This is a genomic window from Sphingomonas flavalba (assembly GCF_047553045.1).
Taxonomy (GTDB): domain Bacteria; phylum Pseudomonadota; class Alphaproteobacteria; order Sphingomonadales; family Sphingomonadaceae; genus Sphingomonas_L; species Sphingomonas_L flavalba_A.
In genome coordinates this window covers 2,061,442-2,075,064 of the sequence record NZ_CP180208.1, presented here as the reverse complement: position 1 = coordinate 2,075,064, position 13,623 = coordinate 2,061,442, and the positions used below count along the sequence as shown (strand labels likewise).

At 69.3% G+C, this 13,623-nt stretch carries 15 protein-coding genes; 14 read left to right on the top strand and 1 reads right to left on the bottom strand.

The annotated features are described in order from the left end of the window. Both ACMT1E_RS09885 and ACMT1E_RS09880 read left to right on the top strand, forming a co-directional pair. Positions 1 to 738 carry a FliA/WhiG family RNA polymerase sigma factor gene (locus ACMT1E_RS09885; protein ID WP_414899980.1) on the top strand — a complete coding sequence of 246 codons (738 nt, stop codon included), beginning with the start codon at positions 1 to 3 and terminating at the stop codon, positions 736 to 738. A gap of 130 nt (positions 739 to 868) precedes the next feature. After that, a complete protein-coding gene (locus tag ACMT1E_RS09880) occupies positions 869 to 1,855 on the top strand; it encodes a PAS domain S-box protein (protein WP_414899979.1) in 987 nt (328 codons plus the stop codon). An 84-nt stretch (positions 1,856 to 1,939) separates the two neighbouring features. Here ACMT1E_RS09880 and ACMT1E_RS09875 read toward each other — a convergent pair whose 3' ends face one another. After that, positions 1,940 to 2,761 (bottom strand): flagellin, encoded by an 822-nt coding sequence (locus ACMT1E_RS09875; protein ID WP_414899978.1) that lies wholly within the window; start codon positions 2,759 to 2,761, stop codon positions 1,940 to 1,942. 274 nt (positions 2,762 to 3,035) lie between these two features. Here ACMT1E_RS09875 and ACMT1E_RS09870 point away from each other — a divergent pair, with 274 nt between their 5' ends. From ACMT1E_RS09870 to ACMT1E_RS09815, 12 genes are read left to right on the top strand one after another with little or no spacing between them, the layout of a single operon-like run. Next, positions 3,036 to 4,313, top strand: coding sequence for a sigma-54 interaction domain-containing protein (locus ACMT1E_RS09870; RefSeq protein ID WP_414899977.1), 1,278 nt, complete (start codon positions 3,036 to 3,038; stop codon positions 4,311 to 4,313). Further along, positions 4,310 to 4,660 (top strand): flagellar hook-basal body complex protein FliE, encoded by a 351-nt coding sequence (gene fliE, locus ACMT1E_RS09865; protein WP_414899975.1) that lies wholly within the window; start codon positions 4,310 to 4,312, stop codon positions 4,658 to 4,660. The genes ACMT1E_RS09870 and fliE overlap by 4 nt, the downstream gene beginning before the upstream one ends. 3 nt (positions 4,661 to 4,663) lie before the next feature. Then, on the top strand, positions 4,664 to 6,382 hold the full coding sequence (gene fliF, locus ACMT1E_RS09860; protein ID WP_414899973.1) for a flagellar basal-body MS-ring/collar protein FliF: 1,719 nt from the start codon (positions 4,664 to 4,666) through the stop codon (positions 6,380 to 6,382). Between the two features lie 2 nt (positions 6,383 to 6,384). Next, positions 6,385 to 7,404: a flagellar motor switch protein FliG gene (fliG, locus tag ACMT1E_RS09855; protein ID WP_414903382.1), complete on the top strand. Its 1,020-nt coding sequence runs from the start codon at positions 6,385 to 6,387 to the stop codon at positions 7,402 to 7,404. Then, positions 7,397 to 8,173, top strand: a complete 777-nt coding sequence (locus tag ACMT1E_RS09850) for a FliH/SctL family protein (protein WP_414899972.1) — start codon at positions 7,397 to 7,399, stop codon at positions 8,171 to 8,173. The genes fliG and ACMT1E_RS09850 overlap by 8 nt, the downstream gene beginning before the upstream one ends. Next, a complete protein-coding gene (locus ACMT1E_RS09845) occupies positions 8,173 to 9,498 on the top strand; it encodes a FliI/YscN family ATPase (RefSeq protein ID WP_414903380.1) in 1,326 nt (441 codons plus the stop codon). The genes ACMT1E_RS09850 and ACMT1E_RS09845 overlap by 1 nt, the downstream gene beginning before the upstream one ends. After that, entirely contained in the window at positions 9,498 to 9,935 is a 438-nt protein-coding gene (locus tag ACMT1E_RS09840; RefSeq protein WP_414899970.1) for a hypothetical protein, read from the top strand. The genes ACMT1E_RS09845 and ACMT1E_RS09840 overlap by 1 nt, the downstream gene beginning before the upstream one ends. Before the next feature lie 22 nt (positions 9,936 to 9,957). Continuing rightward, on the top strand, positions 9,958 to 11,409 hold the full coding sequence (locus ACMT1E_RS09835) for a flagellar hook-length control protein FliK (RefSeq protein WP_414899969.1): 1,452 nt from the start codon (positions 9,958 to 9,960) through the stop codon (positions 11,407 to 11,409). A 29-nt stretch (positions 11,410 to 11,438) separates the two neighbouring features. After that, a complete protein-coding gene (gene fliL, locus ACMT1E_RS09830; protein ID WP_414899967.1) occupies positions 11,439 to 12,032 on the top strand; it encodes a flagellar basal body-associated protein FliL in 594 nt (197 codons plus the stop codon). 29 nt (positions 12,033 to 12,061) lie between these two features. Further along, the gene (locus ACMT1E_RS09825; RefSeq protein WP_414899966.1) at positions 12,062 to 12,994 is read left to right on the top strand and encodes a flagellar motor switch protein FliM; all 933 of its coding nucleotides are present in this window, start codon (positions 12,062 to 12,064) and stop codon (positions 12,992 to 12,994) included. After that, positions 12,991 to 13,290, top strand: coding sequence for a flagellar motor switch protein FliN (gene fliN, locus ACMT1E_RS09820; RefSeq protein ID WP_414899965.1), 300 nt, complete (start codon positions 12,991 to 12,993; stop codon positions 13,288 to 13,290). Before ACMT1E_RS09825 ends, fliN begins: the two co-directional genes overlap by 4 nt. Next, the gene (locus tag ACMT1E_RS09815; RefSeq protein WP_414899964.1) at positions 13,287 to 13,538 is read left to right on the top strand and encodes a flagellar biosynthetic protein FliO; all 252 of its coding nucleotides are present in this window, start codon (positions 13,287 to 13,289) and stop codon (positions 13,536 to 13,538) included. The genes fliN and ACMT1E_RS09815 overlap by 4 nt, the downstream gene beginning before the upstream one ends. Positions 13,539 to 13,623 lie beyond the last annotated feature (85 nt).

The window sequence follows — 13,623 nt, the reverse complement described above, 5'->3', positions numbered from 1 at the left end:
ATGAACGCACCCCTGTCCGCCGCCCAGATCTACACCCGTTCCGGCCCGGAACCGGCCGTTGCCCATGCGCAGCTGGTCCGTGACCATATGCCGCTGGTCCGGCGCATCGCCTGGCACATTCATGGCAGCGTATCGAGCGCGGTCGAGATCGAGGACCTGATCCAGATCGGGCTGGTCGCGCTGGTCGAGGCGGCGGCGACCTTCGAGGACCGCGGGCAGGTGACCTTTGCCCAATATCTGGCGATGCGGCTGCGCGGCGCGATGATCGACGAACTACGGCGACAGGCGACGCTGACCCGTGGCGCGATGCGCCGTCGCCGGGCGCTGGCCGAAACGGAAGCGACGCTGCACCAGCGGCTGGGCCGGCCGGCGACAGACGAGGAGCTGGCCGAGGCGCTCGGCGTTTCGACGGAGCGGTTGCGGCTGGATTACAGCAACGCGCAGCCGGTGCGGTTCGAGCCGATCGACGGCGTCTACACCGACGACAACCCCTGGTTCATGAGCGACGAGCCGAACCCGTTCGAGCTACTGGAGAGCGAGGACCTGCGCCGCGCGCTGATCGCCGCGATCGAGGGGCTGGCGCAGCGCGAGGCGCAGGTGATCCAGCTCTATTATGTCGAGGAGCTGAATCTGGAGGAGATCGGCGCGGTGCTGGGCGTCGGCGCGGCGCGGGTCTGCCAGATCAAGAAGGCCGCGCACGACAAGCTGCGCCGGGCGTTGAAGGCGCGGATCGAGTAACGCCGCGCTGGCGACCGGCGCGCAGAGGCTGTTCATTCGGTATCGCGCGTGTTAGCCAAAGCCCTCTGGGGGTTTGCGTATGGTATCACCGGAACCGGGTTCGCCAGCGGCATCACGCAACGAGGCCAGCGTGGCAAGCGGATCGGCCGGTATCCCCACACATTACCAGACGACCTTCACCTTCGCCGGCGTCGGCCTGGCGCGCGTCGGGCTGGACGGTGCGTTTGTCGACGTCAACCAGCGGCTGTGCGACATGATCGGCTATGCGCGGGAGGACCTGCTCGGCAGCCGGTTCCAGGATATTACCCACCCCGAGGACCTTGGCCGTAACGAGGATTACCTGACCAAGGTGCTGAGCGGCGAGTTGGACAGCTATCGCTTCGAGAAGCGCTACATCAAGGCGAATGGCGAGATATTGTGGGCCGACCTGACCGCGACGCTGGAGCGCGACGCGCAGGGGCGGCCGTTCGAGATGATCTCGATCGTCGCCGATATCGGCGCGTTCAAGATTGCCGAGGAACGGATGAATTTCCTGATCGGTGAGCTGGCCCACCGGTCCAAGAACCTGTTCGCCGTGGTGCTGAGCGTGATCAACCAGATCGGCGGCAGCGCGCGCACCGTGTCCGAATTTCAGTGGGAGCTGGAACAGCGCATCCGCGGCCTGGCGGTGTCCCAGGACCTGATGCTGGGCAATGCGGGGCATATCAGTTCGCTGCACGATCTGGCGCGCCAGCAATTGCGCGCCTTCGTCGAGCCGACCGACCCGCGCGTCCGCTATGCCGGCCGATCGCCGGTGCTGGGGCGCAACGCGACCCGCGTGCTGGGCATGGCGCTGCACGAACTGGCGACCAACGCCTGCAAATATGGCGCGCTGACCTCCGCCGGCGGCGGGCTGGTGATCGATTGCGAGCTGGAGGACGGGCCGGACCCGGCGGCGATCATCCGCTGGACGGAGCGCGACGGGCCGCCGGTGGTGGCGCCGAGCCGGTCGGGCTTCGGCCGCAAGGTGATCGAGCGGATGGTTGCCCGGTCGCTGAACGCGCAGATCGACCTGCGGTTCGACATGCGCGGCGTCGAATGGTGTTGCCGGGTGCGGCTGGCCGACCTCAGCCTGTAATGCGCGCATGGGAAGGCCCCCGGACGCGGGTGCGTCCGGGGGCCTGATGTGCGCTTACGCTACGCTACGCTACTGGAAACGAAATTAACGCAGCAGGGTCAGCACGTTCGACTGGCTCTGGTTCGCCTGGGCGAGCATCGCGGTCGACGCCTGCGACAGGATCTGCGCCTTGGCGAGGTTGGTCGTTTCGGCGGAGAAGTCCGTATCCTGAATGCGGCTGCGCGCGTCCGACAGGTTGTTGACGTTGCTGGTCAGGTTGTTGACCACCGACGACAGGCGGCTCTGCCCGGCGCCGAGGCTGGCGCGGGTCGTCGCGACCGACGCGAGCGCCGCATCGACATTGTCCAGGGTCGTACCGGCCTTGGCGACGTCGGTCACGTCGAGCGCGGTGGCGTCGATCTTGGTGCCGTCGATGCCGCTGATCGTCAGCGTGACGGTGTCGGTCTTTTCCGAGCCGGTCTGGATGACCAGCGACGTGTCGGTGCCGGACGTGGTGCTGAACAGGGTGACGCCGTTGAACTTCGCCTTCAGAACGTCGGCGATCTGCGACGTCAGCTCGGTGACTTCAGCCTGCAGGTTGGTGCGGTCGGCGGCGCTGTAGGTGCCCGAAGCCGACTGTACCGCCAGCTCGCGAACGCGCTGGAGCATGTTGGTGACTTCGTCCAGCGAGCCTTCGGCCGTCTGGGCGAGCGAGATGCCGTCGTTGGCGTTGCGGATCGCTTGGCTCATGCCGCGGATCTGGGAGGTCATCGAGGTGGCGATGGCGAGGCCGGCGGCATCGTCCTTCGCGCTGTTGATGCGCTTACCCGTCGACAGCCGCTCCATCGCGGTGGTCAGCTGGTCCTGGGCGACACGCGAACCGTTCTGGGCACGGAGCGCCGCGGTGTTCGTCGAAATGACAGTCATGGTCCTGATCTCCAAAGTTGGTCCCGGCCGCGCTCCTTCCCCCCTATGCCCGGAGCGAAGCGGGAGCCGCCGAAGCACAGAACGGCCGTGCGCGCCGGGGCTTAAGCGGAATTTTCGTGCCGGTGCCGCAACGCCCCGCGGCCAGACAGGGATTCCCGCGTATCGCGCGCGATCTAATTTTCAGGGAGATGAGTTTAGCTTAACTTCGCGTTTACCAATCTGCGCCGATAGCGGGTCCCAAGATCACGGTCCGAATTTCTGGGGGGATCCGCAAATGCGTGCCATCTATCCGAGCGAGACATGTGCTCGGGCCAACCCGCTGTTGATGTCGTGGATGCGCGGGCTGGGTTTCGATGTGCGCGCCCATGACAGCGCCCGGCCCAGGGCCGGCGATGCCCATCTGGTTGTCGAGGGCGAGGGGCTGCCCGCGCCGTGCAATACGCTGGTGCTGGGCGAAGGCGATGAGCGGCTGGTGATCCCGGCCGCCGACGGCGCCCCGGCACGGTTGTCCTACGGCCGCGATGACATGGTGTTCGGCCACGCTTTTGCCGCCGCGCTGCTGCGTGGGCCGGATACGCCGACCGCTGCCGACCCGCACAGCCTGGCGCTGTACGCGCTGGCCGAGCGGGTTGCCGCCAGCGACATCACCGTGCTGATCAACGGCCCGACCGGCACCGGCAAGGAAGTGCTGGCCCGCCATATCCACACGACGTCGGAACGGCGCGACGGTCCGTTCGTGGCGGTCAACTGCGCGGCGCTGCCCGAAACGATGCTGGAAGCGCTGCTGTTCGGCCACACCAAGGGCGCGTTCACCGGCGCGGCGGGTGCGGCGCAAGGCTTCTTCCGCGCCGCGAACGGCGGCACGCTGCTGCTGGACGAGGTGGCGGAGATGCCGCTGACCCTGCAGGCCAAGCTGCTGCGCGCGTTGCAGGAGCGCGAGGTCGTGCCGCTGGGCGCGACGACGCCCGAACCCGTCGACGTGCGCGTCATCGCCTGCGCCAACCGCGATCTGGGTGGGGAAGTGGCCGGCGGCCGGTTTCGTGCCGACCTTTACTACCGGCTGAGCGTGTTTCCGCTGACCACCACCCCGCTTGCCGACCGGCGGCAGGACGTGGCGGCGCTGGCTGCGACGATGATCCTGCGCCATGCCGCCGGGCGGCCGACGATTCCCTGGCCGACGCTGGCCGCGCTCGACGTGCTGCTTGCCCATGACTGGCCCGGCAATGTCCGCGAGCTGGAGAATGTGATCCAGCGCGCGCTGCTGATGGCGCCGGGCGACCGGATAGACGCCGAGCATATCATCTTCGACGCGACGCCGCGCATCGCGATGGTCGCCGCGCCGGCACCGGCGGCGGCCGAGCCGACGCTGGGCAACATCGTCAAGCTGAGCGAATATCAGGCGATCCGCGAGACGCTGGCGCAATGTGGCGGCAGCCGGACCGAGACCGCGAAGCGGCTGGGCATTTCCGAGCGCACGCTGCGCTACCGCCTGGCCAAGATCCGTGATGAAGGCGGCGCGATTGCCGCGCCCAGCCGGAGTGTATGGGCATGAACGTGACCGGACCGATGGGCGCCGACCGGGTGATGGCGCTGCGCGCCCAGATCCTGGAACGCAACGAGGCGCTGAAGAATGCCGGACAGACGGGTTCTGCGGCGCCGGCTGGCGGCAGTGCAGCCCCCGGCAGTTTCGGCGCGACGCTCGATGCGGCGCTGAAGAGCGTCAACCAGCAGCAGTCGGCGGCGCGCGCCGCCACCGACGCCTATGAGCGCGGCGACACCGTCGACGTCGCCAAGGTGATGCTGGCCCGACAGCAGGCGTCGATCAGCTTCGAAGCGACGCTTCAGGTCAGGAACAAGCTTCTGTCCGCCTACAAGGACATCATGAGCATGCCGGTCTAACCCATGGCGACCAACGCACTTTCCCCGGCAGGCGAAATCCTGCCCGCCGCCGAGCCCGCATTGCCGGGCAAGGCGCCCCGCAACCCGATGGCGATGGCGCAGGATTTCCTCGCCCAGCCGGCGGTCCGCAAGAGCATTCCGGCCGTGACCGCGCTGCTGCTTGCCGCCGTTGCCGCGCTCGCTTGGGCGATGCTGTCGACACCGCCGCAGAAGGTGTTGTTTTCCGGCCTGCCCGATGCCGACAAGGGGGCGGTGGCCGAGGCGCTGAGCAAGGGCAATATCGCCAACCGCATCGACGCCGCGACCGGCACGCTGACCGTGGCGGAGGACGATTACTACCGCGCGCGCATGCTGCTGGCGGCGCAGGATCTGCCGAAGGCGGCGCCGGGCGGCTATGCCATACTCGACCAGTTGCCGATGGGGGTCAGCCGCGCCGTTGAGGGCGAAAGGCTGCGTCAGGCCCGTGAGACGGAACTGGCCAGGTCGATCCAGGAGATCGAATCGGTCACAGACGCGCGCGTCCATCTGGCGATGCCGGAATCGAGCGTGTTCGTCCGTGACAACGCCGCGCCTTCGGCTTCGGTGATTGTCCGCCTTGCCGCCGGCCGGTCGCTGGGCGACGCGCAGGTGCGGTCGATCGTCAATCTTGTCGCCTCTTCGGTGCCGGGAATGAAGCCGGAGGCGGTGACCATCGTCGACGGCACCGGCCAGTTGCTGAGCAAGCCCGGCGGCGGCGTTGACGCCGCGACCGCTGGCGACCAGCGCATCGACATGGAGCGCCGGGTCGAGGGCAAGTATCGCACCCAGCTGGTCCAGCTGCTGACCCCGCTGGTCGGCGCCGGCAATTTCAGCGCCGAGGTGCAGGCCGAACTGAACCTGGACGAAACGCAGGCGACGCGTGAGACCTACGACAAGGACGGGGTTTTGCGCGCCGAGCAGGGCAACTGGACCGGCAATCAGGCCGAACCGGCGGTGCCGCAGGGCATTCCCGGCGCGCTGTCCAACACCGCGCCGCCGGCGAGCGAGGTCAAATCGGCCGAGAAGGCGCCGCAGCCGCCAGTCGTCGGCACCCCCGGCGCGCCGGGGGTGGCCGCACCCGCGCAGGCCGGGGCCGTTCGGATGCCCGACAATCTGAAGCAGTCCGACCAGTATGCCCGCTCTTATGAACTGGGCAAGGAAGTGTCCGTCACCCGCGCGACGCCGGGAACGGTCCGGCGCCTGTCGGTTGCCGTCGTGCTGCGTGAGCCGGAAGGCGGCAAGCCGCGGAGCGCCCAGGAGATCCGGCAGATCGACAGTCTGGTCCGCGCCGCCGTCGGCTTCGATGCCGCGCGCAACGACCAGATCACCGTCCTCAGCCGCAAATTCGCGACTGGCGGCGCCGATGCCGACGCGGCGCCCTGGTACGAGGCCGGCTGGGTGCCGGTCGTCGCGCGCAACCTGACCGCGCTGGTCATTGCGTTGCTGGTCCTGCTGTTTGGCGTGCGGCCGCTGGTCAAGGCGGTGCTGAAGAAGAAGGACGCCGGGACGGCGCCGTTTGCCGCCGAGGGCGCGCCGGCGATTGCCGGAATCACCCGCGAGCCGGTCAGCATCGAGATGCTCGACAGTGCGCGCAGCTATGACGACAAGGTCAATCTGGTCCGCGATTTCACCCGCGACAACCCGGCTCGCGCCGCGTTGGCGGTGCGCGACATGATCCAGACCGACGCCAAGGCGGGGGCATGACGATGGACGCTGCTGTCCAGAACGCGACACGGTCGCTGAGCGGTGTCGAGCGCGCCGCCGTGCTGATGATGCTGGTTGGCGAGGAGGAGGCGGCGGCCATCCTCCAGAAGCTGGAGCCGGACGAGGTGCGGATGCTGGGCAAGGCGATGTTCGCCGTCGCCGATGTCGCCGAACCGCAGGTCGCCGCCGTCCTTGACGATTTCGTCGGCAAGGCGCGCGAGCGCACCGCCATTGGTTTTGACCCGCGCCCGCAGATCGAGCGGACGATGACCCGCGCGCTTGGCCCCGACAAGGCCGACAACGTGCTGGCCCGGATCACCCCGCGCGAGGAGGCGCGGGCGATGGACATGCTCGACTGGCTCGATGCGCCCGAAATTGCCCGGCTGATCGAGGGCGAGCACCCGCAGCTCGCGGCGGTGCTGATCGCGAATCTCGATCCGGCGGTTGCCGCCGAGGTGCTGCAGTTGTTGCCGGAGGCGATCCAGCCCGACGTGGTCCACCGCGTCGCGACGCTCGGCCCGGTTTCGCCCGACGCGCTCGACATGCTGCGCGAGATGCTGTCGACGCGGATGGCCCAGGCCAAGGCGCCGGCGACGGTGGCGCTGGGCGGCGCCCGCGAAGCGGCGGCGATCATGAACAACACCCGGCGCGCCACCGAGCAGAAGGTGATGCCGCGTCTTGCCAAGATGGACCGAGAGGTCGCGCGGCGGATCGAGGAAGAGATGTTCGTCTTCGACCATCTGCTGGCGCTGGACGACAAGAATATGGGCGCGCTGCTGCGCAGCATCGAGGCCGATATCCTGACCGTGGCGCTGAAGGGCGTCGACGAGGAGGCGCGGGCGCGCTTCCTGGGGTGCATGTCGGCGCGTGCCGCCGACGGCATCCGCGACGAGATGGAGGCGCGCGGGCCGATGCGCCTGTCCGAAGTGCTGGAGGCGCAGAAGGCGATCCTTGGCATTGCCCGCCGGATGGCGGCGGAAGGAACATTGATGCTTGGCGGGCGGGACGACGACTATGTCTGATCCGCGCGGCGGATTCCTGCCGGGCGAGGGCGCCCGTACCGTCGATTCCGGCGCGCTGGGCGATTATATGGCGCAGATGCGCGCCGGCTTCGCCGCCGCCGGCCCCGGTGCGCCCGGCACCGAAGGCGGCCCGGTGCATTTTTCGCCGGCGCCGGCACCACGGCATTTCAGCCCAGCCGACCCCGGCCACAACCCGACCGCCGGCTGGGACCCGTTCGACCCGATGGGCGAGCGCCAGGCCCAGACGCCGGCAGAGGCGGAGGCGGAGGCAGGGGCGGCGCCGGCGGGGGAGGAAGCGCTGCGCGCCGCCGCCCGCGCGGAGGGCTATGCCGCCGGACTGGTTGCCGCGCAGCAATCGTCCGAGCACCAGGTCGCCGCGATCGAGAAGCTGGCCCGGGCGATCGCCGCGATCGAGACATTCGACCGTGAGGAACTGGCCGCCCGGCTGCGCCAGACCGTGCTGTTCCTTGTCGCCCGGCTGGTCGGCGAGATCGGCGTTGCGCCGGACCTGCTGGCCGAGCGGGTGGCGGCGGCGGCGGACCTGCTGGCCGAAAGCACCGAGCCGGCGCTGCTGCGCCTGCACCCGGACGACCTGCCGCTGGTCGAGGGGCGGTTGCCCGACCGGGTGTTCGCGATTGCCGACAAGGGCGTCGAGCGCGGCGGGTTGCTGATCGAGACCAAGACGACCGCGATCGAGGACGGGCCGGCGACCTGGCTGGCCCAGCTCGCCGCGGCGATCGACCGCGTCGCCCTGCCCGAAACCGAATGATGCTGAAGCGTTTCGCCGAAACCTATCTCGACCGGCTGCAATTGCCGGTCGCGCCGCGCGCGGAGGTGATCGGGCGGCTCGCCTCCTATGACGGATTGCTGATGGAAGCGGTCGGCCTGTCGGTGCCGGTCGGCACGATGTGCCGGGTCGGCGCCGGAGCGGGAGCGATCGAGGCGGAGGTGATCGGCTTTCGCGCCGGCCGCACGCTGATGATGAATCTGGGCGGGCCGGCGGCGCTGCTGCCCGACGCCCCGGTCAGGCCGATCGGCCCGCCGGGCGAGGCACAGGTCGGGACGGCGCTGCTTGGCCGCGTCGTCGACGGCGCGGGGCGTCCGATCGACGGGCTTGGCCCGATCCGTGGCGCGACGAACTGGCCGCTGGCCGGCAAGTTGCAGAATCCGCTCGACCGGGGCCGGGTGACCGAGCCGCTCGATGTCGGGGTGCGGGCGTTGAACGGGCTGCTGACCATCGGCCAGGGCCAGCGGATCGGCATCATGGCCGGGTCCGGTGTCGGCAAGTCGGTGCTGCTCGGCATGATCGTCCGTTCGGTCAAGGCGGATGTCGTCGTCGTCGGGCTGATCGGCGAGCGCAGCCGCGAGGTCACCGATTTTCTGGAAACCAAGATTGCCGGCGAGGCGCGGGGCCGCAGCGTTGTCGTCGCGGTGCCGGCCAATCATTCGCCGGTGCTGCGCATTCGCGGCGCGATGCGGGCGACGGCGATTGCCGAGGCGTTTCGCGCCGAAGGCAAGCGGGTGCTGCTGATCATGGATAGCCTGACCCGCGTCGCCCATGCCGGCCGCGAGATCGGCCTGGCGCTGGGCGAGCCGGCATCGGCACGCGGCTATCCGCCGTCCGCCATCGCGATGCTGCCCAACCTGATCGAGCGGGCGGGCGCCGACGTGAACAGCGGTGGATCGATCACCGCGATCTACACCGTGCTGGCCGATGGCGATGACGGCAGCGACCCGGTGGTCGATTCGGCGCGCGCCATCCTTGACGGGCACATCGTGTTGTCGCGGGCGCTGGCCGAGCGCGGCGTCTACCCCGCCGTCGACCTTGGCCCTTCGGTCAGCCGGGTGATGAGCGACATCGGTGCGCCCGACCACCTGAACGCCGCGCGGGTGCTGCGCCGCCACCTTGCCACATACGAGGAAAACCGCGACCTGATCCTGATGGGCGCGTATCGCCCCGGGTCCGAACCGGCGCTGGACCAGGCGATCGCCTGCTATCCCGCGATTCTGGAGTATATCCGCCAGGGCGCCGACGAAAGCATCGGCCTTGCCGAGGCGGTCGCCGAGCTGACCGGCCTGTTCGGCGACGCGTGATGCAGCGGCGCGACCCCGCCCGGTTGCAACGGCTGCTGCGGGTGCGTGCCTTCCAGCTCGATCAGGCGCGGGCCGAGGAAATGGCCGCCGTCGACCGGCAGAGCAGCGCCCATGCGCTGGCCCGCCGGATCGAATCGCTTTCCGAAGCGGTGGCGCCGCGCGAGGAGGCCGCCGTCGGCATCAATCTGTTCGCGGCGGCGCATTACCGCCACCGCCTTGCCCAGTCGCAGCAGGAAGCGCAGCGCCGGATCGCCGCCGCCACCGCGCAGTTGGATGCCGCCCGCGCCCAGACCGGCGCCGCCAAGCGCAATCACGGCGCGATCGAGAAGCTGATCGCCCGCGAACTGGATGCGCAGACCGTCGACGCGCGGCGTGCGCTGGAGAATACGCCGCACCCGGCGCGCGCGTTGGCACGCTCCTTGCTGAAATCGGGGTGAACCCTTTCCTTACGGAGCGCACGTGTCCCTGCTGACCATCCAGACCGCCGGATCGCCGCCGCACCAACCCGCCGCCATCCCGGCTCTGGCGGGCGGCGGCGGCGATTTCGCTGCGCTGGTCGCCGGCTTGGTTGCGGCCGAGCCGGTTCCAGAGGGGAGGGTGCCCGGCAAGGCATTGCCGCCGGACCGGCAAGATGCTGCCGATCCGGTGGCGGCCGATGCGCCGATGCCCGACGCCGCGGCATTGCTGGTGGAGATGGCCGGCGCGCCCGATGAGGCACCGGTCGATCCGATGCCGGACACGCGCGCGCCGCTGATTGCCGATATGCCCGAGGACCGACCGGGCGCGAAGGCGCCGATGGTGGAGATGCCGCAGCCCGCCGCCTGCGGCTGGGCGCCGAGAAAGCCGTTGATGCCGGTGGCGCCGCCGCCGTCGGTTGCCAACCGGGACACCGCGCCAGTGGCGGTGGCCGGGCCGTCGCCAGTCGCCGCCACGCTGCCGGCGGTGCCCGCCATTGTGGTCGATGCGCCGGCGGAAGCAATGACCAAGACCGAGACCGAGATCGACGCAGGAACGGAGATTTTGATTGATCCGGCCGTGCCGGTGGCGGTGCCGATTGCGGTAATCGTACCGATCGTTCCCTTCCAAAGTGTCCAGCCGGACGCGCCGATTGCCGGCGCGGCGCCGCCGGTTACGGCGATCATCGTGGACGCCGCGGATGGGGCGGAGCCGGACATCGATGTTCCGAATGCGTTGCCGACGATGCCGGATATGCCGGTCAAGGCCGGGGCGACCGGGCAAGTGTCCAATGCGCCGAATGCCGGGTCGGTGCAGAGTCAGGCGGCTGTGGTGCAGTCGAGCGGCCAGTCGGCGGCACCGGTGCCGCCGACCGCGATACCGCCGCGCAGCGATGCCGCCGCCGCGCAGGCGCTGGCCGCGATGGTCATAGGCCACAGCGGCGACCGCGCCGAGACCGAACGGACGACCGAAGCCTTTGCCCAGGCGCTGGGCGGTATCCGCGCCGGGCTGGCCGGTGCCCCGCCGCGCGTCGAGCCGCCGGTTGCTGTGCTGCGCGCGCCGCCGCTCGACACCGGGCGGGCCGAATGGATCGCGGCGCTGGTCGACCGCATCGACGCGCAGCGTGCCGAGGGCAGTCGGATCGCCCATCTGAAGCTGCGGCCCGATGCGCTGGGCGGCGTCGAGGTCCGCATTCGGCAAGATGGCGACCGCATCCACGTCGCCTTCGCCACCGAGACGGCGCAGGCGCGCGCGCTGCTTGCCGATGCCGCGCCGCGACTGGCCGAACTGGCCGACGCGCGCGGGCTGAAGCTGGGCGACACCGGCGTGCAGCAGCAGGACCGGCAGGCCCCGGACCAGCGCAGGCCCGTCGACGAACGCCTGCCCGATGCGCCGGCGCCCGCCGTGGCGCTGACCGATACCGACGCGACGGCACCGAGCGGCCGAATCGCCTGAACCGCAAACGATGATCGAGGACCAGAACCGTGAGTGAAGACGCCAAGACCGAAGTGCCCGCGAAGAAGAAGGGCAAGATGCTGAAGCTGCTGCTCGCCGGTGTCGGCGTGGTCGCGCTGGTCGGTGGCGGCGCCGCCGCCGGGCTCTATTTCGCCAATGGCGGACTGGCCCAAGGCGGGGCGATGGCAAAGCCGGACCAGCCGCAACTGGTGCTGAAAGGCGAGCAGAAGCAGGCGGCGGGCGCGGAAGGCGGCGAAGGCGGCGCCGCCCCGGCCAAGGGCGAGGGCGGTGAAAGCGGGTCGAAATATGCGTCGACCTATTACCAGCTGGAGAAGGAGTTTACCTCCAACCTGCGCAACAGCGCCCATTTCATTCAGGTCGGGCTGGCGGTTTCGACGAATTACGACGGCCGGGTCATCAAGAATGTCGAGTCCAACGAGCTGGCGGTGCGATCCGCCGTGCTGATGACGCTGAGCGATACCGACGAGACACAGGTGTTCACGCCGGAAGGGAAACGCCAGCTGCAGAGCAGGCTGGTCGCGGCAATCAACCAGGTTTTGCGTGAAAAAGAAGGATTCGGCGGAATTGGTAACGTCTATTTTACCAATTTTATCGTTCAGTAACCATAACGAGTGGGGGCGAACGATAGCCAATGCTGAAGGAAGAGATTGCGCCCGGCGATGACGCCAAGACGCCGCGCCACGCCGCGGTGCTTGGCGGCGCCGGGCCGCGTAATGCGCTGGGCGACCTGCATGCGCTGCAGACGCTTGGCGGGCATTTTGCCCGTTCGCTGCGCCACCTGCTGGAGCCGATGCTGCGCCGGCCGGTGCGGATCGCCGCCGAGCCGCTGAGCGTCGTCCGTTTCGATGCCTATCTCGACGCGCGCGGCGATGCGCCGGTCGCCTATGCCCTGATCAGCATGCCGCCGCTCGCCGGCCATGCGGTAGCCGTCATCGACGGGCCGATGGTGTTCGAGCTGCTCGACCTGTTCTACGGCGGCACCGGGCAGGTGCCGGCGCCGCTGCCCGCCGAATTGCCGGCGAGCGCCGAGGCGATCATCCGCCGGATCGGCAAGGGTATCGCCGAACGGCTGGCCGCGACCTGGGGCGAAGTCGCCCAGATCGCCTTCGCTTTCGAGCGGTTCGAGACCAACCCGGCGATGATCCCCGATATCGAGGGCGAGGACCGGGTTGTCGTCACCCGCTTCGCCATCGCGCTGTCCGACAGCCGGTCGGCGGCGATCGACATCCTGTATTCCGCCGCGGCGCTGAAGCCGGTGGCCGGGGCGCTTGGCGCCAGGGTCAAGGGCAAGCGCGGCGGCGACCCGGCGTGGTTTTCCGGCCTGACCCGCGCGGTGATGGAAGTGAAGCTGCCGGTGCGGTCGGTGCTGGCCGAGCCGGTGATCCAGCTGTCGCGGCTGGTTGCGCTGAAGCCCGGCGACATCATCCCGATCAGCTTCGGGCCTGAAATTCCGCTGTTCGTTGCCGAAAACCGCTTTGCGCGCGGTTCCGTCGGCGCCGCCAACGGCCGCGCCGCGCTGCGCATCGCGCGGATCGAAACCTTGCCAGATGAGGACATAGCATGAGTGACATGAGCGGTGCTTTCCCGGTCGATACCGGGGTTGCGGCCAATTTCCGCCTGCTGCAGGACGTCGACGTTCGCCTGTCGGTGGAGGTCGGGGCAACCAACCTGAAGCTGCGCGAATTGCTGGCGATCGGCGAGTCGAGCGTTGTCGAGCTGGACCGCCACGCCAACGAGCTGCTTGACGTGCTAGTCAACGGCACGCTGATCGGCCGGGGCGAGGTGGTGACGGTTGGCGACCGGTTCGGCATTCGCATCACCGAGCTGGCCGATCCGCAGGCGGCGACGATCCAGCCGTGATCTGGACCTATCTGCTGAAACTGGCGCTGCTGCTGCCGCTGGTCTGCGGGCTGCTGTTCGGCTGCCTGTGGGTCTGGCGCAAGCTGGAGACCCGGCTGCCGGGCGCGAGCGGCGACCGGATGATGGCGGTCAGGGAAACGATGATGGTGTCGCCGGGCCTGCGCCTGGCGGTGATCGAGTTCGAGGGGCGCAAGCTGCTGGTCGCCGTCGGGCGCGGTGGCGTGACCCTGATCGACAAGGCCGAGTGAGGCGATGTCACACAGAATAATGGTGCCCGGTGAGGTGCCTGCTTTTGCCAGCCTTCCCGGCTCCGTCCGTTCCGCCCCTGTACGG